The organism is uncultured Limimaricola sp. (assembly GCF_964022235.1).
In the GTDB taxonomy this organism is placed as follows: Bacteria; Pseudomonadota; Alphaproteobacteria; order Rhodobacterales; family Rhodobacteraceae; genus Limimaricola.
On the sequence record NZ_CAXHZL010000010.1, the window covers coordinates 37376 to 56611 of the forward strand.

Here is a 19236-nt window from a genome sequence, read left to right on the forward strand (position 1 = left end):
CGGGAGACGGAACATGCGCGATTGCATCATCGTGGGCGGCGGCCCGGCGGGGCTGACCGCCGGGATCTACATGGCCCGGTTCTTGCGCGATACGGTGCTGTTCGACGCGGGCCGCCCCCGCGCGCACCGCATCCCGCGCACTCGCAACCTGCCGGGATACCCCGAGGGCATCGAGGGGCCGGAGCTTCTCGACAACATGCGCCGCCAGCTTGCCCAATACGACATCGAGATCCGGCGTGATCACGTCACCACCGCCACGCGGATCGACGGCGGTTTTCGCGTGGAGGCGGAGGGCGGCGCGGTCGAGGCGCGCAACCTGATCCTCGCCACCGGCGTCACCAATCGCCCGCCGCGCATTTCCGAGGCCCTCCATGACGAGGGCGTGGCGCGCGGGCTCATCCGCTATTGCCCGATCTGCGACGCCTTCGAGGTGCGCGGCCAGAAGGTCGCGATCCTCGGCTCCGGCCCGCACGCGGTCGCGGAAGGCCGCTTCGTGCGCCACTATGCCAAGGACGTCACCGTGGTGCGCCCCGAGCACGCGCCGCTCGACGACGACGGTGAAAAGGCGCTGTCCGAGGCGGGGTTGAAAATCCTGCCCTCGCACCGCCGCGACATCCGGCTCGACGGCGATCACATCGTGGTCGAGATGCAGGACGGGCAGGTGGCGCGCTTCGATACGCTCTACGTGGCGCTGGGCACCGATCCGCATTCCGACCTCGCGTGCGATCTCGGGGCCACGCTGACGGAGGCGGGCTGCATCCCGGTCGACGCGCAGTGCGAGACCGACATCGAAGGGCTCTTCGCCATCGGTGACGTGGTCGCGGGGCTCGACCAGATCGCTTACGGCATGGGGCACGCCGCCGTGGCGACCACGGCGATCCACAACCGCCTGCTCGAAGGCTAGTCCTGCGCGCGCAGCACCTGCGCGGGCCGGACCTTGAGCGGCCGCCAGGCGAAGGCGAGACCCGCCAGCAGGCTGGCCAGCGCGCCGCCTAGCACGATGGCGATGGCCGAGGACCAGATCACCGAGAACTCGGTTTCCATCACGAAATAGGACACCGCCCATCCGCCGAGGATGCCCGCGCCCAGCGCCACCAGACCGGCGGCTGCCCCAAGGAGCGCGGCACGCAGCGCAAAGCTCGCGAGGATGCGGGCGCGCGAAGCCCCGAGCGTCTTGAGGATCGCGGCCTCGTAGGTGCGTGACCGCTCGCCCGCCGCCGCGGCCCCGATCAGTACCAGAAACCCGGTGAGCAGGGTGGCGGCGGCGCCGTAGCGCGTGGCCGCTGCGATGCCGCCGATCACCCGCGTCACCTGATCGATGGCGTCGCGCACCCGGATCGCGGTGATGTTGGGATAGGCATCGGCCAGATCGCGCAGGATCTCGGCTTCGGCCTCTTCCTTGGCATAGACCGTGGAGATCCAGCTGTGCGGTGCGCCCGCCAGAGCCGAGGGGTTCATCGACATCACGAAGGCGATGGCGGCCGAGCCGAAATCGACGCGGCGCAGGTTGGCGATGGTCGCGGTCACGTCGCGGCCCAGCACGTTGACGGTGATCTCGTCGCCGATCCCGAGCCCGATTTCCAGCGCCTCTTCTTCGGCAAAGCTCACCAGCGGCGGGCCGGAATAGTCTTCGGCCCACCAGTCGCCCGCGACGATCTCCTCGCCCTCGGGCGGGGTGGCCGAATAGGTCAGGCCCCGGTCGCCGTGCAGCACCCAGTGGTCGGCCACCTCGCGCGCGGGGCGTCCGTTGATCTCGCTCACGATGCCGCGCAGCATCGGCGCGCTGTCGGTGCGGCTGACCTGCGGATCGCCGTCGAGCCTTTCGCGAAAGCCCTCGATCTGGTCGGGCTGGATATCGAGAAAGAAATAGGCGGGCGCGACCTCGGGCAGGTCGTCGGCGATGGCACGGCGCAGGTTGCCGTCGATCTGACCCACGGCGGCCAGCACCGATAGGCCGAGGCCCAGCGACAGCACCACCGAGCCGGTCTCCCCACCGCGCTTGCCAATGGCCCCCAGCGCCAGCCGCAGGCCGGGACGCCCGCGCAGCCCGCGCCCGAAGCGGCGGGCCAGCGCCTGCACGCCCAAGGCCGCCAATGACAACAGCACCAGCGCGCCCGCGATGCCGCCCGCCGTCGAGAGCGTCAGCCGCCAAGTGCCCGAAAACAGCACAGCCGCCGCCAGAAGCACGGCCAGAAGCCCGAGGATCGCGCCCAGGTAGCGCCGCCGGGGCAGGGCGGCTCCCGCGCCCATCGCATCGCGAAACAGGGTGGCTGCGCGCACGTTCTCGGTGCGGGCCAGCGGCCAGAGCGTAAAGATCACGGCAACCAGCGCGCCGTAGAGCGCCGCCTCGATCAGCGGGCGGGGATAGATCGCGAACTCGGCCGGGATCGGCAGCCGCGCGGTGATGAGCGGGGCCAGCGCCAAGGGCGCCAGCACGCCGAGCGCGAGGCCGATGGCGAGGCCCAGCAGCGTCAGCGCGCCGATCTGCAGGAAGTAGGTCAGGAAGATCGTCGAGCGCGTCGCCCCGAGTGTGCGCAGCGTGGCGATGGTTTCGGTCTTGCCCGCGAGATAGGCGCGCACCGCCGCCGAAATGCCGACGCCGCCCACCGCGAGGCCCGACAGGCCGATCAGCACCAGAAACGAGCCCAAGCGGTCGACGAAACGTTCGGTGCCGCCAGCGCCGCGCCGCGCGTCGCGCCAGCGCAGCCCGCTGCCCTCGAACCGCGCCTCGGCCTCGTCTTCGAGCGATTGCAGATTGGCGCTGTCGGGCAGATCGAGCCGGTAATGCGTGGAAAACAGGGTCCCTTCGGCCAGAAGACCCGAGGCTTCGAGATCGCGCGCCAGCACGAGGCTGCGCGGCCCGAGGCCAAAGCCGCCCGCCGCGCTGTCGGGATAGCGCGCGAGCACCGCCATCAGCACGAAGTCCTGCGTGCCGAGCCGCACCAGGTCGCCGGGGACAAGCGCCAGCCGGTCGGTCAGGGCGCGCTCCATGACGATGCCGGGCAGGCCGCCTTCGCCCGCGAAGGCCTGCTCCAGACCCATTTCGGGCTCGAGCCGCACCTGACCCACGAGGGGGTAGGCTTCGTCCACGGCGCGCACCTGCGTCAGGCCGCGCTCGGTTTCGCCGCCGCGCTCGATGACCGCCATGGAGCGGAAATCGACCACCTCAGAGACGGTGGAGGCCATGGACCGCATCCACGCGCGCTCCTCGTCGCTGGCATAGCGGTAGGTCAGCTCGATCTCGGCGTCGCCGCCGAGCATCGCGGCGCTTTCGCGCTCCAGCCCCGACTGGATCGCCGAGCGCACCATGCCGACGGCGGCGATGGCGGCGACGCCCAGCGCGAGGCAGGCCAGAAAGATCCGAAAGCCGCGCAGGCCGCCGCGCAACTCGCGCCGCGCGAGGCGGGCGGCGAGGCTCGCGCTCATGCCGAGATCCGCCCGTCGGTCAGCCGCACCACCCGGTCGCAGCGCTCGGCCAGCTCGGGCGCGTGGGTCACCATCACCAAGGTCGCCCCGTGCCGGTCGCGCAGGTCGAACAGCAGGTCCATGATCTGCGCGCCGTTGGCGGCGTCGAGGTTGCCGGTCGGCTCGTCGGCCAGAAGAATCTTGGGATGCGGCGCGGTGGCTCGGGCCAGAGCCACGCGCTGCTGCTCGCCGCCCGACAGCTGACCGGGGTAGTGCCCGGCGCGGTGACCGAGGCCCACGGCGACCAATTGCGCCTCGGCGCGCTCATGCGCGTCGCGCGCGCCAGCCAGTTCCAGCGGGATCGCGACGTTTTCCAGCGCGGTCATCGTCGGGATCAGGTGGAAGGATTGGAACACCACCCCCATATTGTCACGGCGGAACCGGGCCAGCGCGTCCTCGTCCAGCGCGGTGAGGTCAAAGCCCAATGCGGCGACGGTGCCGCCGGTGGCGCGCTCAAGACCGCCCATGAGCATGAGGAGAGACGACTTGCCAGAGCCACTCGGACCCACCAGCCCCAGCGTTTCGCCCGGCGTCACGTCGAGGGTGATGCCGTGCAGGATCTCCACCGGCCCCGCGTTGCCCGAAAGCGTCAGCTCGGCGTCGGTCAGGGAGAGAACGGGATCGGTCATGGGGGGAGCCTTTTTTCGCGCACGCTCCGAGCGATATGGCCTCCGGGTGGGGATGCGCAAGCACCTCCTCCCGCTGCTGATCGCCGCAGCCTCCCTCGCGGCACCCATGGCCGCGCAGGCCGAAGAGGTCGTCATCGCGGCGCTGGGCGACAGTCTGACGGCGGGTTACGGCCTGCCGCAGGGCGAGGGGCTGGTGCCGCAGTTGCAAGATTGGCTCGACGCCGAGGGCGCGGAGGTACGCCTCATCAACGCGGGCGTGTCTGGCGACACCTCGGCGGGCGGGCTGGCGCGCACCGACTGGACCCTGACGCCCGAGGTCGACGCGATGATCGTGGCGCTGGGCGGCAACGACTTCCTGCGCGGGCTCGCCCCCGAGGCGATGCGCGACAACATCGACGGCATCCTGACCAAGGCCGAGGCGGCCGGGGTCGAGACGCTGCTGGTCGGGCTCAGGGCCGGGCCGAACTATGGCGCGGAGTATGCGGCGGCCTTCGACGGGGCCTATGCCGAGTTGGCCGAGACCTATGACGTGCCGCTCTATCCCGATTTCTTCGCGGCCCTGCAGGACGGGCAGGGGGTCGATGCGGCGCGCCGCGCCTATCTGCAGGCCGACGGCATCCACCCCAACGCGGCGGGCGTGGCGCTGATCGTCGAAGCCTTGGGGCCGCAGGTGCAGGATCTGGCCGAACGGGCTCTGGCGTACCAAGGGGAGAACGACGGATCGCAGGCTGCTGCGCGTTAGGCCTCGGAGAACTTTGGACTTCCTGAGGGCAGCATGTCGCCCTTTGGCGTTCGGGGCGGAGGGTCTCGGTCGAAACGGGCAGGATCGCCGCGCCCCATTGGGCGGCCCGGCCTCCATTGTTCACGCGGTTCACGCCAGGACACCGGTTTCGAGATGAAAACGGGCGCGACCCACAAAGGCCGCGCCCGTTTCCGTAGTTCTGCGACGGGGCGCGGTGCGCCCCCGCGTTTTACATCGGCTTGAGGTTCACGGCCGACTCACGGCCATCGCGGCCGGCTTCGATGTCGAAGCTGACCTTCTGGTTGTCGGCGAGGCCGGTCAGGCCCGAGCGCTCAACGGCGGAAATGTGGACGAAGACGTCCTTGCTGCCGCCATCGGGCGCGATGAAGCCGAAGCCTTTGGTGGTGTTGAACCATTTCACGGTGCCGGTAGCCATCGTGCTGTCTTCCTTAACAAGTCTCCGCGCGCGGAATTGCGGCGGTTGCGGCTCTGTCAGTGCTGATCGAGGGACTGAGGCCGTAAAGGAGACAGTGGTCGATAGAGGTAACGTCGCCTTGTCCAGTTAACCCGAATCAGCCAGAAAATCAATTCGCATTCGGGCGCGTCCGGCGGCGGTTCGGCGGCTCCTTGCTCGAACCCGGTGTCGTGTCCGGCAGCCCCGGGGGGAGCGCGATGAAGAGCGAGATCTGCGTCTGGCACAGCGATGGCACGATTTCCGTGCGACTGACCTGCGAGGGCCGTGTCGAGGCGCCGAACTGGTGCGCCGACGGTGCGCTTCTGGTCAACGCCGATGGGCGGCTGTGGCGGCTCGCGCCGGGGGCCGATCGGCTTGCTCCTGTCGACACCGGGTTCGCGACGCGGCTCAACAACGATCATGTGCCGTCGCCCGATGGCCGGCACATCGCGGTTTCCGACAAGGTCGAGACGGGGGCCTCGTGCATCTATCTGGTGCCGATCGCGGGCGGGACGCCGCGCCGCATCACGCGCCATGTGCCATCATGGATGCATGGCTGGAGCCCGGACGGGTGCGAGATCGTGCATGCGGGCGCGCGGGACGGCGGGCCGGTGGGGATCTATCTCACCGAGGTCGCGACCGGCGAGGAGCGTTGCGTGACCGCCGATTTCGATCATGCCGACGGGTCGGATTTTTCAGCCGATGGCGCATGGGTCTGGTTCAACGGCGAGAGGGACGGCGCGGTCGACATCTGGCGCATCCGGCCCGACGGCGCGGAGGCGGAGCCGATGACAAGCGGGGAGGGCGTCGATTGGTTTCCACATCCTTCGCCCGATGGCCGCCATGTCGTGCACCTGCGCTATCCGCCGGGCACCAAGGGCCATCCCGCCGATCTCGACGTGGCGCTGTGGCTGATGCCGCAGGCGGGGGGCGAAGGGCATGAGATCGCACGGTTTCGCGGCGGGCAGGGGAGCCTGAACGTGCCATGCTGGGCCCCGGACAGCGCGGGCTTTGCCTTCGTGCGGTATCCGGCATGAGCACGGGCTGGCCCCGGGCGCGGGCGGGGCAGGCCATCGGCCTCTTGGGCGGCTCGTTCGATCCGGCGCATGAGGGGCACATGGCGATCACGCTCGAGGCGATCCGCCGGTTCCGGCTTGACCGCGTGTGGTGGATGGTGAGCCCCGGCAACCCGCTCAAGGCGCGCCGCCCCGCCCCGATGGCGCAGCGCATCGCGCAGGCCGAAGCCGTGGCCCGCCACCCCAAGGTGCGGGTCACCGACATCGAGACGCGGCTTGGCACGCGCTATACCGCGCAGACCGTCGCCCGGCTGACCGCGCGCTATCCGGGCGTCGATTTCGTGTGGCTGATGGGGGCCGACAACCTCGTGCAGCTGCACCGCTGGCAGGATTGGCGGCGCATCGTCGAAACCGTGCCGATGGGGGTCTTCGCCCGGCCCGGCGACCGGCTTTCGGCGCGGCTGTCGCGGGCCGCGCGGGTCTACCGCAGTGCGCAATTGCCGATGCGCGCGGCCGAGGCGCTGGCCCGGGTCGACGCGCCGGCCTGGTGCTTTGTGAACCTGCCGATGTCGGCGGCCTCGTCCACGGCGATCCGCGCCGGGGGCGGCTGGCCCGATGGGCGGCGAAAACTTGCGAAGCCGTGAGCCGCAGGGCGTTGCCCCCACGCCCCTGCGCGCTCTATTTATCCGGTATGAATGCACGACTGACCCGACGCGGCCTGCTTCTCGGCGGCCTCTCCATCACCGCCTCCGCCGCCATGGCGCAGCCGTTGACCTCGTTGCGCCCGCAGGCCCGGCCCGACGGGGCCGTGGCCCTCGACGCGCGCCCCTCGGGACTGCGCCCGCAGGCGCGCGATTCCACCGCCCGCTTCGTCGAAGAGGCGCGCTTGGGTGGGCGCACCTCCTTCGTGGCCCTCGACGCGCGCTCGGGCGAGATCCTCGACCAGCACAACGCCTACACGCGCCTGCCGCCCGCCAGCGTGACCAAATCGATCACGGCACTCTATGCGCTCGACGCGCTGGGCGGCGATTTCCGCTTTGACACCACCCTCGTCGCCACCGGCCCGGTCGAGAACGGCATCGTGCAGGGCGATCTGGTGCTCGCGGGCACGGGGGATCCGACGCTCGACACCGATGCTCTGGCCGACATGGCGCTCGAGCTGAAGGCCGCGGGCGTGCGCGGCGTGGCGGGCGGGTTTGTCGTCTGGGGCGGGGCCGTGCCGCAGCAGGCGCAGATCGACCCGGTGCAGTTGGCGCATCTGGGCTACAACCCCTCGGTCGGTGGGCTCAACCTCAACTACAACCGCATCTATTTCTCCTGGGCGCGCAAGGGCACGGGATACGATCTGTCGCTCGACGCGCGCGGTACCAACAGCCGCCCCGAGGTCGCGATGGCTCGGATCGAGGCGGTGGATCGCGGCACGCCGGTCTATACCTATGCGCAGGAAAACGGCGCCGACGTCTGGACCGTGGGTCGGCGTTACTTGGGCGACAGCGGCTCGCGCTGGCTGCCGGTGCGGCGGCCCGCGCTCTATGCGGGGCAGGTCTTCGCATCCTTGGCCAAGGCGCAGGGGATCGATCTTGGCCAAGTGTCCGAGGCGGCCTCCGCGCCACAGGGCACGGCGCTGGTGACGCACAAGAGCGCCGATCTGACCAAGCTCATCCGCGACATGCTGCTCTATTCGACCAACCTCATCGCCGAGCAGATCGGCCTTGCCGCCAGCGTCAAGCGCGGCGGCGGCGTGACCGATCTGCCGGGATCGGCGCGGGAGATGTCGAATTGGGTCGAGGCGCGGTTCGGCGCGGCGCCCGATCTGGTCGACCATTCGGGTCTGGGCGGCGCGAGCCGGATCAGCGCGATCCAGATGGCCAAGATCCTCGCCACGGCGCAGGCACGCAACGATCTCAGGCCGTTGCTCAAGTCGATCCGCCTGTTCGGCCCGCGCGGCGAGGCGCTGCCGCAGCCGCCGGGCGTGGTGGTGGCCAAGACCGGCACGCTCAACTTCGTCAGCGCGCTGGCGGGATATGAGCGCACGATGGGCGGGCGCGACATCGCCTTTGCAATCTTCTCGGGCGATGTGGACCGCCGTATCGACGCGCAGGATGACGAGGAGGAGCGCCCCGAAGGGGCACGCGCCTACAACGGTCGTGCCAAATGGCTGCAACAGAGGCTGCTGCAGCGTTGGGGCATCGCCTATGGGACCGAAGACGCGACCAACTGACCGGTCACGCCTTCGGGCGCCTTTCTTCGGGATCAGGTCTCAGACCTTGGCGCCGCGTCCGCGCGGACCCATGAAGAACCACACGATCAGGCCGAGCACCGGCAGGATCAGGATGGCGAGCGTCCAGATCACCTTCTTGCCCGTCGAGGTCGAGGAGGTGATGACGTTGTAGATGGCGTAGAGGTCGAGCAGGAAGACGATCAGTCCCAGAATGCGCATGGCGCCGCCCTTTCATGGCTGTATGCCACGGCAACGCCCGATGCGCCCTTGGGGTCCGTCGAAGCGCCCCGTCAGATCGTCAGGTGTCGCGCCCGCGCACCACGCTCGATCGCCGCGGCGTGCAGCCGGTCGATCGCCAGCTCGTAGCGGATCTCCTCGAGCATCCGCGCCTCGCCGTCGGTGACGTTGCCGTCGGCGGCCGCCACGTCGCAGGCCAGCGCATAGGCGGTCTCGAACAGCCGCTCGGGCAGCGCCTCGCGGATCAGGCCGAACAGCGCGTCGAGCCCGTCCTCCTGCTCTAGCAGGTCGAACACGGTGTTCGAGATGCCCGACAGGTCGTCGCCATATTCGGAGAAGACCGGCAGGTGGTTCACCATGTTAGAAATCTTGACGAGTTCGGAGGTGCGGATGGTCTCGTCCGAGGCCGAGACGGCGATCATCAGCGCCACCAGCGCATCCTGCGCGGTCAGGGAAGGGGTGTCGCTCATGGGTCGGGCTCCTTGCATTCAGGGCCAATTTATTGACGCGGCCCCACCCCCGCAATAGGAGAGCCGGATCATTCCCCCAAGAGGTGACACGATGTCCGAATTGCGCGACGCGGCGATGCAGAGCAAGGCCTGGCCCTTCGAAGAGGCGCGCGCGCTGCTCAAACGTCTGGGTGGCAAGGACCCCGCCAAGGGCCACGTGCTGTTCGAGACCGGCTATGGCCCGTCGGGCCTGCCGCATATCGGCACCTTCGGAGAGGTGCTGCGCACCACGATGATCCGCCGCGCCTTCGAGGTGATCTCGGACATCCCGACCCGGCTCGTCTGCTTTTCGGACGATCTCGACGGCATGCGCAAGGTGCCCGAGAACGTGCCCGAGCAGGAGATGATGCACGAGAACCTGCAGCGCCCCCTCACTTCCGTGCCCGATCCCTTTGGCACGCATGACAGCTTTGGCGATCACAACAACGCCATGCTGCGCCGCTTCCTCGACACCTTCGGCTTCGATTACGAGTTCGTTTCGGCCACCGAGTTCTACCGGGCGGGCAAGTTCGACGACACGCTGAAGCTCGCGACCGAGCGCTACGACGACATCATGGCGATCATGCTCAAGAGCCTGCGCGACGAGCGGCGCGAGACCTATTCGTGCTTCCTGCCGATCCACCCTGAGACGGGCCGGGTGCTCTACGTGCCGATGAAGCATGTCGACGCCAAGGAGCACACCGTCACCTTCGACGACGAGAACGGGCGCGAATGGACGCTGCCCGTCACCGGCGGCAATGTGAAGCTGCAGTGGAAGCCCGATTTCGGCGCGCGTTGGGCAGCGCTCGGCGTCGATTTCGAGATGTACGGCAAGGACCACTCGACCAACACGCCGATCTATGACGGCATCTGCAAGGTGCTGGGCGGCCGCGCGCCGCACCACTTCACCTACGAGCTGTTCCTCGACGATCAGGGCCAGAAGATCTCCAAGTCCAAGGGCAACGGCCTGACCATCGACGAATGGCTGAGCTACGGATCGACCGACAGCTTGAGCTACTTCATGTATCTCAAGCCCAAGACCGCCAAGCGGATGCATTTCGACGTGATCCCCAAGATGGTCGATGAGTATCACCAGCAGCTGCGCGCCTATCCCGGTCAGGATATCAAGGCGCAACTCGCCAACCCAGTCTATCATATCCATCAAGGCGATGTGCCCGTTTCGGACATGGTGGTGCCGTTCCAGATGCTTCTGAACCTCGTTTCGGTCTCGGGGGCCGAGGACAAGGGCACGCTGTGGGGCTTCATCCGCCGCTATGCGCCCGAGGCCACGCCCGAGACGCACCCCGGTCTCGACGATGCGGCGGGCTTCGCGATCCGCTACTACGAGGACCGCGTGAAGCCGGGCAAGACCTACCGCGCGCCCACCGACGAAGAGCGTGCCGCCCTCGAGGATCTGCGCGCACGCCTCGCGGCGTGGCAGGGCGGGGCCGATGGCGACGCGCTGCAATCGGAGGTCTTTGCCGTCGGCAAGGCGCATGGTTTCGAGCCGCTGCGCGACTGGTTCAAGGCGCTCTACGAGGTGCTGCTCGGGGCCTCCGAGGGACCGCGCTTTGGCGGGTTCGTCGCCCTTTACGGCGTCGAGAACACGATTCAGCTCATCGACCGGGGGCTGTCGGGCGAGCTGGCCGACTGAGACTGCTCCGCGCGGCTCGCCACAACGTGATGGCGGGAAAGATGCGTCTTTCCCGCCGCTTCCGCCCCGACCCTCGCCCCGAACGCGTTCCGTGTGAAACCGATCGGGCCGTGATGCCGTAGCTTCTCGGGATGATGAGGAGGACGGAACATGCGTATCGCAATCACGGCCCTGCTGCTGTCGGCCACGTTGGCCGCTGCGGCCACGGCGCAGGAAAGGGAAGGCCCCGCCATAGCGGCGGTGATCGACGATCAGCTCGCCGACTTCACCGCGCGCGATCTCGACGGGGCCTTCGATCACGCCAGCCGGACCATCCGGGGGATGTTCGGCAACGCGGAGAACTTCGGCGCCATGGTCGAAGAAGGCTACCCGATGGTCTGGGACAATGCAGGCGCACGTTACCTCGACCTGCGCGAACAGGGCGAGGTCTGGTGGCAAAGGGTCATGCTGCGCGATGCGCGCGGGGTGCCGCATGTGCTGGAATACAAAATGATCGAGACGCCGCAGGGCTGGCGCATCGACGGTGTGTCGCTAATCGCAGGGCCCGACGTCGGCGTCTGACGCGTTGCGCAGCACGGCCCTCGCGCGCGCGCCCCGGTGGCGGGTCCTTCATGCCCGCCCGCTATTGATGTCGCCTGTCCGGTGCCATGGCCCGGACGAGGACCGGGCGGGCCGGGGCGGCGACGGGCGGGGGGCCATGTCGCCCCCGGTCCGCCCCACAGCGACAGGGGCCCGCGCCATGCCGATCACCGAAAACCTGATGCCGACACCGTTTTCCTCGGGCCTCGAGGTCTGGTCGAGCGGCGATGGCACGCCGGGCTCCGACACCTATGCCGGGTCTGGCTCCGGTGTCTTCGTACCGGCCGATCAGGATTTCGGCGGCGCGCTGGAAATCTTCAAGACAGCCTCGGTGCAAAGGCTGCGCTACATGGGCGAGACGCCGGTGCGCCCTGGTCTCTACATCCGCGTCACCGCGCGGGTGAAGGCGTTGTCGGGGCCATTGCCGGGGGTGCGCATCGCGGGCTGGGCCGGGCGCGAGACGGGCGCGCATCTGGGCGGTGTGGACGAAACCGGCCCGGTGACCGAGCTTGTCGCCTATGGCGAGGTGGTCGAGGTGTCGGCGATCATCGGGCCGGGGCTGCAGGACGGCGTCGACCTCGTGTGGCCCGGGGCGGGGTTTGGCCATGTCGGGATCGATTTCACGGGGGCCTCTGGCGGGGTGGTGCGTGTCGATGACATCGTGATCGAGGAGGTCACGCATCTCTTTGCCGCCGATCTCGCGGGCGTGGTCGACGTGCGCGACTACGGCGCGCGGGGCGACGGCAGCGGCAACGACGCCGCCGCCTTCGAGGCTGCCGACGCGGCGGCCTTGGGGCGCACGGTGCTGGTCCCCGAAGGCCGCTACCGCATTGCCAGCGACGTCACCTTTCGCAGCCATGTGCGCTTTGTCGGCACCGTGGTGCCCGTGGGAGCGACCAAGCTGATCCTGCAGCGCGACTTCCGCTTTGGCGCCTATCTCGATGCGCTGGGCAACGAGGAGCTGGCCTTCACCAAGGCGTTTCAGGCGCTGCTGAGCTTCTCCGATCACGAATCCCTCGATCTCGAAGGGCGGCGCATCGGCCTGTCGAAACCCTTCGACATGGCCGCCGCCGTGCCCGACCGCGAAACCTTCGCCACCCGCCGCGTGATCCGCAACGGTCAGTTCCAGCCCATCGCAGGCGCGGCCTGGACCCCGGCCACGGTGACCTCGCAGGCCAGCTACGCTGCCGCCACTCCCTACCGGCTCGACAACGTGGCGAAGGCGGGCTCCATTGCGCCGGGCAGTCTCGTGACCGGCAATGGGGTGGGGCGCGAGGTCTATGTCAAATCCGTCGATGTCGCCAACCGGCGGATCGTCCTGAGCCAGCCGCTCTATGATGCCGAAGGCGTGCAGCCCTTCACCTTCACCCGGTTTCGCTACCTGATCGATTTCTCGGGCTTCAAGGATCTGAGCCAGTTCGTCTTCGACGACATCGAGTTTCAGTGCAACGGCGTGGCCTCGGGCCTCATCCTACCGCCCGCCGGGCTGACCTTTCATCTGCGCGACTGCTTCGTGACCAAGCCACGAGACCGCGGGCTCACCTCGCATGGCGGCGGCTGTCAGGGGATGATGATCGACCGCTGCCAGTTCCTGTCGAACGAGCAGGGCCTGCCGGTCGAGCAGCGGCGCACGCTGTGCTTCAACGCCAATGCCAACGACGTGAAGATCCGCGATTGCCGGATCGTCTTGTTCGAGCATTTCTGCGTGCTGGCCGGCACCGGCAACCTTATTTCGAACAACCACTGGTTCCACGGCGATTCCGAATCCGACGGCGTGCGCAAAGGCGGCATCATCCTGACCCGTCCGAACCCGGCCTCGCTGATCGTCGGTAACTATATCGACAACAACTTCATCGAATGGAGCAACGAGCACGACGAAAGCCCGGCGCGGGGCACGCAGTTCAGCTTCGGCGGCCTCACCATCACCGGCAACATCTTCATCTGCACCGACGCGGCGCGCTGGTTCAACTGGTTGGTGATCAAACCGCGCGGGCCGGGGCACTACATCCACGGACTGCACGTGACCGGAAACGTGTTTCGCACCTTCAACGGCAACATCGACCGGGTCGAGCATGTCGACACCAGTTTTGCCGATCTCGACTATGGGCGTATGCGCGACATTACCTTCGAATCCAATGCCTTCCACGGCATCAACCAACCGGTGCGCAACCCCGCGAGCCTGAGCCATTCCGAGGCGTCGCCGACGCGGATCTGGGTGGTCGGCACCGCGCCGGACCTGCCGTTCCGGGGGCGTGCGCGGGTGGTGGAGGCGGCGCTGCCGGAGGCCCGGATAGAGAACGCATCGGGCGACGCGGTCTATGAAAGCCCTTGGGCCGACCCCGAATATGGCGGCGACAAGCGCAGCTTTCGCCTCATCTGGGGCACCCCGGTCAAGGGGCGGATGCGCTGTCGGGTGCGCATGGATCAGCCCGAATGACCGATACCTCGCGCGGAACTTCGAAGGGGGTTCGCGCGTCCATGCAGGTAGCCCCTCCCACCTCGGGCCCCCCTCCTGTGGAGACAATGATGAACGCGATCGCGACACCGGCCGAACTGGTTCGAACATCCGTGACCTTCTGGACCCTGATGGCGGAGACCCAAGCCGTGATGACCTACCGCATCATGGGCATGGCGGGCCTCTGGGCCGTCACCGGCACCGAGAACAAGCGGATGGTCAATGAAAAGGGCCCGGCCTTTGCCGAGGCGATGATGGCCGGTAGCCGGGCCATGATATCGGGCCAGCGCCCCGACCAGATCGCGATGGCGACGATGACACCGCTGCAACGCCGCACCGGCCGCAACAACCGCAGGCTGGCCCGGCGCGGGCCCAATTTTCTGGGCTCGAAAGGCTGATACCGACAAGCTGACCTGCTTGAGGCGGGCGGTGCTGTGCCGCCCGTCTCGGACATCGACCTCAGCCTCGGCCCGCAGTTCTTGATCCTGTGCGCGTTTCTGCGCGCACGACTCCACGAGCAATCCAACTCGATCGGCCTGCGGCCTCGCCATCATTGATGGCCTTTGGCGAGATTCACGGGCGACGCGCCGGGACACCACCTCCGGCGCGCTCAACGCGGTCTTGGCACGTGGGTCCGGCAGATCAAGCCTCAAGGATCGACGGCTCAGTCGGCATGCGGCTCGCAACCGGCCGCAATCGCGACAGGGCCGAGATATCGAAAGGGAAGGGATCTGGTGGAGTCGAGGGGGATCGAACCCCTGACCTCGTCATTGCGAACGACGCGCTCTCCCAACTGAGCTACGACCCCACTACGCGCGTATCTGGCCCGTCGGCAGGTCTGTGTCAAGCGGTGGGGCGGCAGTTTTCGAGATCCGCGCGCGACAGGGCAAAGGCCCGTCCGAAGCCACCGACGAGAAAGCCCGACCGCATCACCAGTCGCAGCAGTCGAAAATCCGCGAAGTCGTAGTAAAGGGCCGCGCCCGGATGCCACGCGAGCCAAGCCTCTCGGTGCGCCGCCTTGTCCGCCGCCTCGGCCCGAAGCTCGAGCGACAATCGCGCGGCGGCGAGCGGGTCGCCGGTGCCCGGCTCACCGATGAGCAGGGCACAGTCCGGATCGGCGTCGAGGGCGCGGGTGTGCCGCGACAGCTCCGACACCAGCAGCAGCAGATCCGCACCGACCGGCAGAACCGCCACCCGGCTCAGCCCCGGCGGCCCGTCGCCCCGCACGCCCAGCACGGCGTGGCGCGCTTGCGACAGGAGACGCGCCGCCTGTCTGCGAGCGCCGTCGTCGGTGGGGCGGATGGGATCGGTCATGGGACCAGCCTGTCGCGGGGAGGCGGCGCAGGCAAGCTCAGAAACGCCACCAGCCTTCGAGCGTCAGCCCGCCGCCGCGGTCGCCGGTCATCGCGCGGGTGAGGCCGATCCGCAGATCGAGCGCCTCGGTCGCGTGCCACACTACCGAGGCCCCGAGCTTGGCGTAGAGGTCGCCCGACAGTCCGTAGCCTGTCTGCCCCTGCAGCAGCCCGGTTAGCTGCGGGGTGAGCTTGCGGCCCCATGTGCCCTCGACCTTGGCCTGATGCGACAGCCGCGTCACGCCAAGCTGGCCTTGGGCGTCAAGCGCCAGCCAGCCGCTCTCGAGCCCGCGCCCCCAGTGCAACCCGAGCCGCGTCGTCGCCTCATGGGTGCCGTCGGGCAGCAGCGTCGTGCCGAGCCCGGTCGACGCTGCCCAGACGTCGCCGCCGTCACCGGGACGCCAAGGCAGGCGGATCCAGGCAAAGAGGCTTCCGGCGGTGCCAGCATCGGCAGTGTAGCCGTCGATGCCGAAGGTGAGCCGTGGGGTCAGGCCGTGTTCGACATAGATCATCGGGTCGTAATGCACCGGCCGCGTCGCGCCACCGAACAGCGCCACGTTGCCACCAAACGACACGAAGGTCGTGCCTTCCTCGCGCGGCCAGGCCCCCGCCGTGACAGGGGCCGCGCCCCAGCCAACCCAGAGCCAGACCCACAGGATCAGGATGCGCGGCATCGGCCTCCCCCCGAACAGCCCTGCCCAAGGCTGCGAGGCGAGAGGTTAAGGGGGAATTAACGTCGCCGCAGCCGCCACAGATAGGCACCATAGGCAGGGATCTCGCGCAGGGCGAGGCGCAGCTGCGGCACCAGCCTGCCGCCGCCATGCGGGGCGCTGCCGCGCGCCTCGAGCCCGTGTCGGCGCGCCACCAGCAAGGCGCGGGGCAGGTGGGGCGCATCGGTGACCACGACCACGTGGCGCACCCCGAGCCGCGCAAGGATCGGCAGGGCGAGGCGGATGTTCTCGAGCGTGTCGCGCGAGGTCGTCTCAGGGTGGATCGCATCCGCCGGCACGCCCGCCTCGATGAGCAAACGCTGCATCGCCTCGCCCTCGCTCGGCGAGTGCTGTCCCAGCCCGCCGCAGGGGACAAGATGCGACACCTCGCCTATATGCCACAGCGCCGCCCCTTGCAGCGTGCGCCGCCGCAGCGTCGGCGAGGGGCCGCTTTGCCAGACGGCGGCCCCGAGGATCAGCGCGGCGGTGGTCTCATCGGTCATGCGGGCGTTTTCCTGTCTGTGCCTGTGGTCAGTTAGCGCAAAGTGGCCACCGGGCACGCCGGGTCTTTCCCACGCCTGTCGCCGCGCTAGGCTTGGCGCAACAACAGGAGACGGATGATGGAAGAACTTCTGCAAGGCATCGGCATCGCGGCGCTGGTCATACTGGCTCTCGTAGGCCTCGCCGTGGGCTGGTTCGCGAGCCTGCTTTCGGGCGGGCGCAGGCGGGCGCTCTACATGGTGGTAGGTGCGCTGGCGGCGATGGCCACGCCCTTCGTGCTGGCGGCGCTGGGCGTGACCGTGCTGGCCGCGGGGGGCTTGTTGCTCGTCATCGTCGTGGCGCTGATCGGCGCGGCGCTGGTGCTGGCGCTGGTGCGCGCGATCGCCAAGTAGTCGCCAAGGCGGCGTGCGGCTACCGCTTCTTGCGGCGCTGCACGTTGCCGCCCCTTTGACCAGGCTTGCCAGCGGTGGAGCGCCCCGAGGATTTCACCGCCGCCTCTGAGGCCCGCTCGACCGCCTGCTGGCGCGCCATGGGATCGTCTGACACCATCAGGTCCACCGCCTCCAACCGCTTCACCTCGTCGCGCAAACGTGCCGCTTCTTCGAATTCGAGGTTCTCTGCCGCCTTGCGCATGTCGGTCTTGAGCCCATCGAGCACCGCCTGCAGGTTCGCGCCCGCCATCGGCTTGTCGACCTTGGCGGTGACCCGGTTCATGTCGACGTCGCCCTTGTAGAGACCGGCGAGGATGTCCTCGACGTTCTTCTTCACGGTCGCGGGCGTGATGTTGTGCTCGACGTTGTAGGCCATCTGCTTTTCGCGACGCCGGTCGGTTTCGGCCATGGCGCGCTCCATGGAGCCGGTGATCCGGTCGGCATACATGATGACGCGCCCTTCCTCGTTGCGTGCGGCGCGGCCGATGGTCTGCACCAGCGAGGTCTCGGAGCGCAGGAAGCCCTCCTTGTCGGCATCCAGGATCGCCACCAGCCCGCATTCGGGGATGTCGAGCCCCTCGCGCAGCAGGTTGATGCCGATCAGCACATCGAAGGCCCCGAGCCGCAGGTCGCGCAGGATCTCGATCCGCTCGATCGTGTCGATGTCGGAGTGCATGTAGCGCACCTTGATGCCCTGCTCGTGCAGGTATTCGGTCAGGTCCTCGGCCATGCGCTTGGTCAGCGTCGTACACAGCGTGCGATAGCCGCGCGCCGTCACGAGGCGGATCTCGTCGAGCAGGTCGTCGACTTGGGTCTTCACGGGGCGGATCTCGATCTGGGGATCGAGCAGGCCGGTGGGGCGGATCACCTGTTCGGTGAAGACGCCGCCCGCCTGATCCAGCTCCCAGGCCGAGGGCGTGGCCGACACGAAGATCGACTGCGGGCGCATCGCGTCCCACTCCTCGAACTTGAGGGGGCGGTTGTCCATGCACGACGGCAGGCGAAAGCCATGCTCGGCCAGCGTCATCTTGCGCCGGAAGTCGCCCTTGTACATGCCGCCGATCTGCGGAACCGAGACGTGGCTCTCATCGGCGAAGACGATGGCATTGTCGGGGATGAACTCGAACAATGTAGGCGGCGGCTCGCCCGGCGCGCGCCCGGTAAGATAGCGCGAGTAGTTCTCGATGCCGTTGCACACGCCGGTGGCCTCCAGCATCTCAAGGTCGAAATGCGTGCGCTGCTCCAGCCGCTGCGCCTCCAGTAGCTTGCCCTCGCCGACGAGCTGGTCGAGGCGGATGCGCAGCTCTTCCTTGATGCCCTTCACCGCCTGATTCATCGTCGGGCGCGGCGTGACGTAGTGGCTGTTGGCATAGATGCGGATGCGGTCGAAGTCGTCGGTCTTCGATCCGGTCAGCGGGTCGAACTCGGTGATGCTCTCGAGCTCGTCGCCAAAGAACGACAACCGCCAGGCGCGATCCTCGAGGTGGGCGGGCCAGACCTCGAGGCTGTCGCCGCGCACCCGGAACGAGCCGCGCGCGAAGGCGGCGTCGTTGCGCCGGTATTGCTGCGCCACCAGGTCGGCCATCACGGCGCGCTGCTCGTAATTCTTGCCCTTGTGCAGGTCGACCGTCATCGCGCCATAGGTTTCGACGGAGCCGATGCCGTAGATGCACGACACCGAGGCCACGATGATCACGTCGTCGCGCTCCAGAAGCGCCCGGGTGGCCGAGTGGCGCATCCGGTCGATCTGTTCGTTGATCTGGCTTTCCTTCTCGATGAAGGTGTCCGAGCGCGGCACGTAGGCCTCGGGCTGGTAGTAGTCGTAATACGAGACGAAATACTCGACCGCGTTGTCGGGAAAGAACCCCTTGAACTCGCCGTAAAGCTGTGCCGCGAGGGTCTTGTTCGGCGCGAGGATGATCGCCGGGCGCTGCGTCTCCTCGATCACCTTGGCCATGGTGAAGGTCTTGCCGGTGCCGGTGGCGCCCAAAAGCACCTGATCGCGTTCGCCCGAGGTGATGCCGCCCGCAAGTTCGACGATGGCGGTGGGCTGGTCGCCCGCCGCTTCAAAGTCGGTCTGCATGCGAAAGCGCTTGCCACCTTCGAGCTTTTCGCGCGCCTTCACCTCTGGCGCGGGGGCGTGCAGCATCGGCATCTGCTGGGGCGAGTTGTTGTGCATCGGCGGACTCCTCGGGACCGAACCAATCTGGCCTCTTTTCGTTCCTGTGCAAGAGGGGTGCGACGTCTTTGCCCGCTTGCATGAAGACGCCGTTTTGCCGATAACGCCGATCAGATCAGAAGG

At 68.2% G+C, this 19236-nt stretch carries 19 protein-coding genes and 1 tRNA gene; 10 read left to right on the forward strand and 10 right to left on the reverse strand.

The features are described from left to right. Positions 1-13 precede the first annotated feature (13 nt). Positions 14-904: an NAD(P)/FAD-dependent oxidoreductase gene (locus tag AADJ02_RS12920; RefSeq protein ID WP_341213426.1), complete on the forward strand. Its 891-nt coding sequence runs from the start codon at positions 14-16 to the stop codon at positions 902-904. Here the strand turns inward: AADJ02_RS12920 and AADJ02_RS12925 are convergent. Together AADJ02_RS12925 and AADJ02_RS12930 are read right to left on the reverse strand one after the other, a co-directional pair. Continuing rightward, on the reverse strand, positions 901-3426 hold the full coding sequence (locus tag AADJ02_RS12925; RefSeq protein ID WP_341213427.1) for an FtsX-like permease family protein: 2526 nt from the start codon (positions 3424-3426) through the stop codon (positions 901-903). The genes AADJ02_RS12920 and AADJ02_RS12925 overlap by 4 nt on opposite strands. Further along, entirely contained in the window at positions 3423-4094 is a 672-nt protein-coding gene (locus AADJ02_RS12930) for an ABC transporter ATP-binding protein (RefSeq protein ID WP_341213428.1), read from the reverse strand. Before AADJ02_RS12930 ends, AADJ02_RS12925 begins: the two co-directional genes overlap by 4 nt. 52 nt (positions 4095-4146) lie before the next feature. Between AADJ02_RS12930 and AADJ02_RS12935 the strand changes: the two genes are divergently transcribed. After that, positions 4147-4836 carry an arylesterase gene (locus tag AADJ02_RS12935; protein ID WP_341213429.1) on the forward strand — a complete coding sequence of 230 codons (690 nt, stop codon included), beginning with the start codon at positions 4147-4149 and terminating at the stop codon, positions 4834-4836. A gap of 229 nt (positions 4837-5065) precedes the next feature. Here AADJ02_RS12935 and AADJ02_RS12940 read toward each other — a convergent pair whose 3' ends face one another. After that, complete coding sequence (locus AADJ02_RS12940) at positions 5066-5272, reverse strand: cold-shock protein (protein WP_021693760.1); 207 nt, start codon at positions 5270-5272, stop codon at positions 5066-5068. 236 nt (positions 5273-5508) lie between these two features. Between AADJ02_RS12940 and AADJ02_RS12945 the strand changes: the two genes are divergently transcribed. From AADJ02_RS12945 to dacB, 3 genes are read left to right on the forward strand one after another with little or no spacing between them, the layout of a single operon-like run. Then, the gene (locus AADJ02_RS12945) at positions 5509-6327 is read left to right on the forward strand and encodes a hypothetical protein (RefSeq protein ID WP_341213430.1); all 819 of its coding nucleotides are present in this window, start codon (positions 5509-5511) and stop codon (positions 6325-6327) included. Beyond that, positions 6324-6950 (forward strand): nicotinate-nucleotide adenylyltransferase, encoded by a 627-nt coding sequence (locus AADJ02_RS12950; protein ID WP_341213431.1) that lies wholly within the window; start codon positions 6324-6326, stop codon positions 6948-6950. The genes AADJ02_RS12945 and AADJ02_RS12950 overlap by 4 nt, the downstream gene beginning before the upstream one ends. Before the next feature lie 47 nt (positions 6951-6997). Continuing rightward, entirely contained in the window at positions 6998-8527 is a 1530-nt protein-coding gene (gene dacB / locus AADJ02_RS12955) for a D-alanyl-D-alanine carboxypeptidase/D-alanyl-D-alanine-endopeptidase (protein ID WP_341213432.1), read from the forward strand. A gap of 39 nt (positions 8528-8566) precedes the next feature. On the opposite strand, the gene AADJ02_RS12960 is transcribed toward dacB, so the two are convergent. Together AADJ02_RS12960 and AADJ02_RS12965 are read right to left on the reverse strand one after the other, a co-directional pair. Beyond that, on the reverse strand, positions 8567-8746 hold the full coding sequence (locus AADJ02_RS12960; protein WP_341213433.1) for a PLD nuclease N-terminal domain-containing protein: 180 nt from the start codon (positions 8744-8746) through the stop codon (positions 8567-8569). Positions 8747-8817: 71 nt separating this feature from the next. Further along, complete coding sequence (locus AADJ02_RS12965; RefSeq protein WP_341213434.1) at positions 8818-9234, reverse strand: tellurite resistance TerB family protein; 417 nt, start codon at positions 9232-9234, stop codon at positions 8818-8820. 91 nt (positions 9235-9325) lie between these two features. Here AADJ02_RS12965 and AADJ02_RS12970 point away from each other — a divergent pair, with 91 nt between their 5' ends. From AADJ02_RS12970 to AADJ02_RS12985, 4 genes are all read left to right on the forward strand, one after another. Next, positions 9326-10906 carry a lysine--tRNA ligase gene (locus tag AADJ02_RS12970; protein WP_341213435.1) on the forward strand — a complete coding sequence of 527 codons (1581 nt, stop codon included), beginning with the start codon at positions 9326-9328 and terminating at the stop codon, positions 10904-10906. A gap of 150 nt (positions 10907-11056) precedes the next feature. Continuing rightward, complete coding sequence (locus AADJ02_RS12975; protein ID WP_341213436.1) at positions 11057-11467, forward strand: DUF4864 domain-containing protein; 411 nt, start codon at positions 11057-11059, stop codon at positions 11465-11467. Positions 11468-11645: 178 nt separating this feature from the next. Continuing rightward, positions 11646-13922, forward strand: coding sequence for a glycosyl hydrolase family 28-related protein (locus AADJ02_RS12980; RefSeq protein WP_341213437.1), 2277 nt, complete (start codon positions 11646-11648; stop codon positions 13920-13922). An 89-nt stretch (positions 13923-14011) separates the two neighbouring features. Beyond that, complete coding sequence (locus AADJ02_RS12985) at positions 14012-14338, forward strand: antifreeze protein (RefSeq protein WP_341213438.1); 327 nt, start codon at positions 14012-14014, stop codon at positions 14336-14338. Positions 14339-14672: 334 nt separating this feature from the next. Here AADJ02_RS12985 and AADJ02_RS12990 read toward each other — a convergent pair. The 4 genes from AADJ02_RS12990 to AADJ02_RS13005 form a co-directional block, all read right to left on the reverse strand. Further along, a tRNA-Ala gene (locus AADJ02_RS12990) sits at positions 14673-14748 on the reverse strand. Positions 14749-14783: 35 nt separating this feature from the next. Further along, positions 14784-15254 carry a pyridoxamine 5-phosphate oxidase gene (locus tag AADJ02_RS12995; RefSeq protein WP_341213439.1) on the reverse strand — a complete coding sequence of 157 codons (471 nt, stop codon included), beginning with the start codon at positions 15252-15254 and terminating at the stop codon, positions 14784-14786. 37 nt (positions 15255-15291) lie between these two features. After that, positions 15292-15966, reverse strand: coding sequence for a hypothetical protein (locus tag AADJ02_RS13000; RefSeq protein ID WP_341213440.1), 675 nt, complete (start codon positions 15964-15966; stop codon positions 15292-15294). A gap of 56 nt (positions 15967-16022) precedes the next feature. Then, the gene (locus tag AADJ02_RS13005) at positions 16023-16505 is read right to left on the reverse strand and encodes a YdcF family protein (protein WP_341213441.1); all 483 of its coding nucleotides are present in this window, start codon (positions 16503-16505) and stop codon (positions 16023-16025) included. 117 nt (positions 16506-16622) lie between these two features. On the opposite strand from AADJ02_RS13005, the gene AADJ02_RS13010 reads away from it, so the two are divergent. After that, positions 16623-16895: a GlsB/YeaQ/YmgE family stress response membrane protein gene (locus AADJ02_RS13010; RefSeq protein WP_341213442.1), complete on the forward strand. Its 273-nt coding sequence runs from the start codon at positions 16623-16625 to the stop codon at positions 16893-16895. A gap of 19 nt (positions 16896-16914) precedes the next feature. On the opposite strand, the gene uvrB is transcribed toward AADJ02_RS13010, so the two are convergent. After that, on the reverse strand, positions 16915-19113 hold the full coding sequence (gene uvrB, locus AADJ02_RS13015; protein ID WP_341213443.1) for an excinuclease ABC subunit UvrB: 2199 nt from the start codon (positions 19111-19113) through the stop codon (positions 16915-16917). Between the last annotated feature and the right edge of the window lie 123 nt (positions 19114-19236).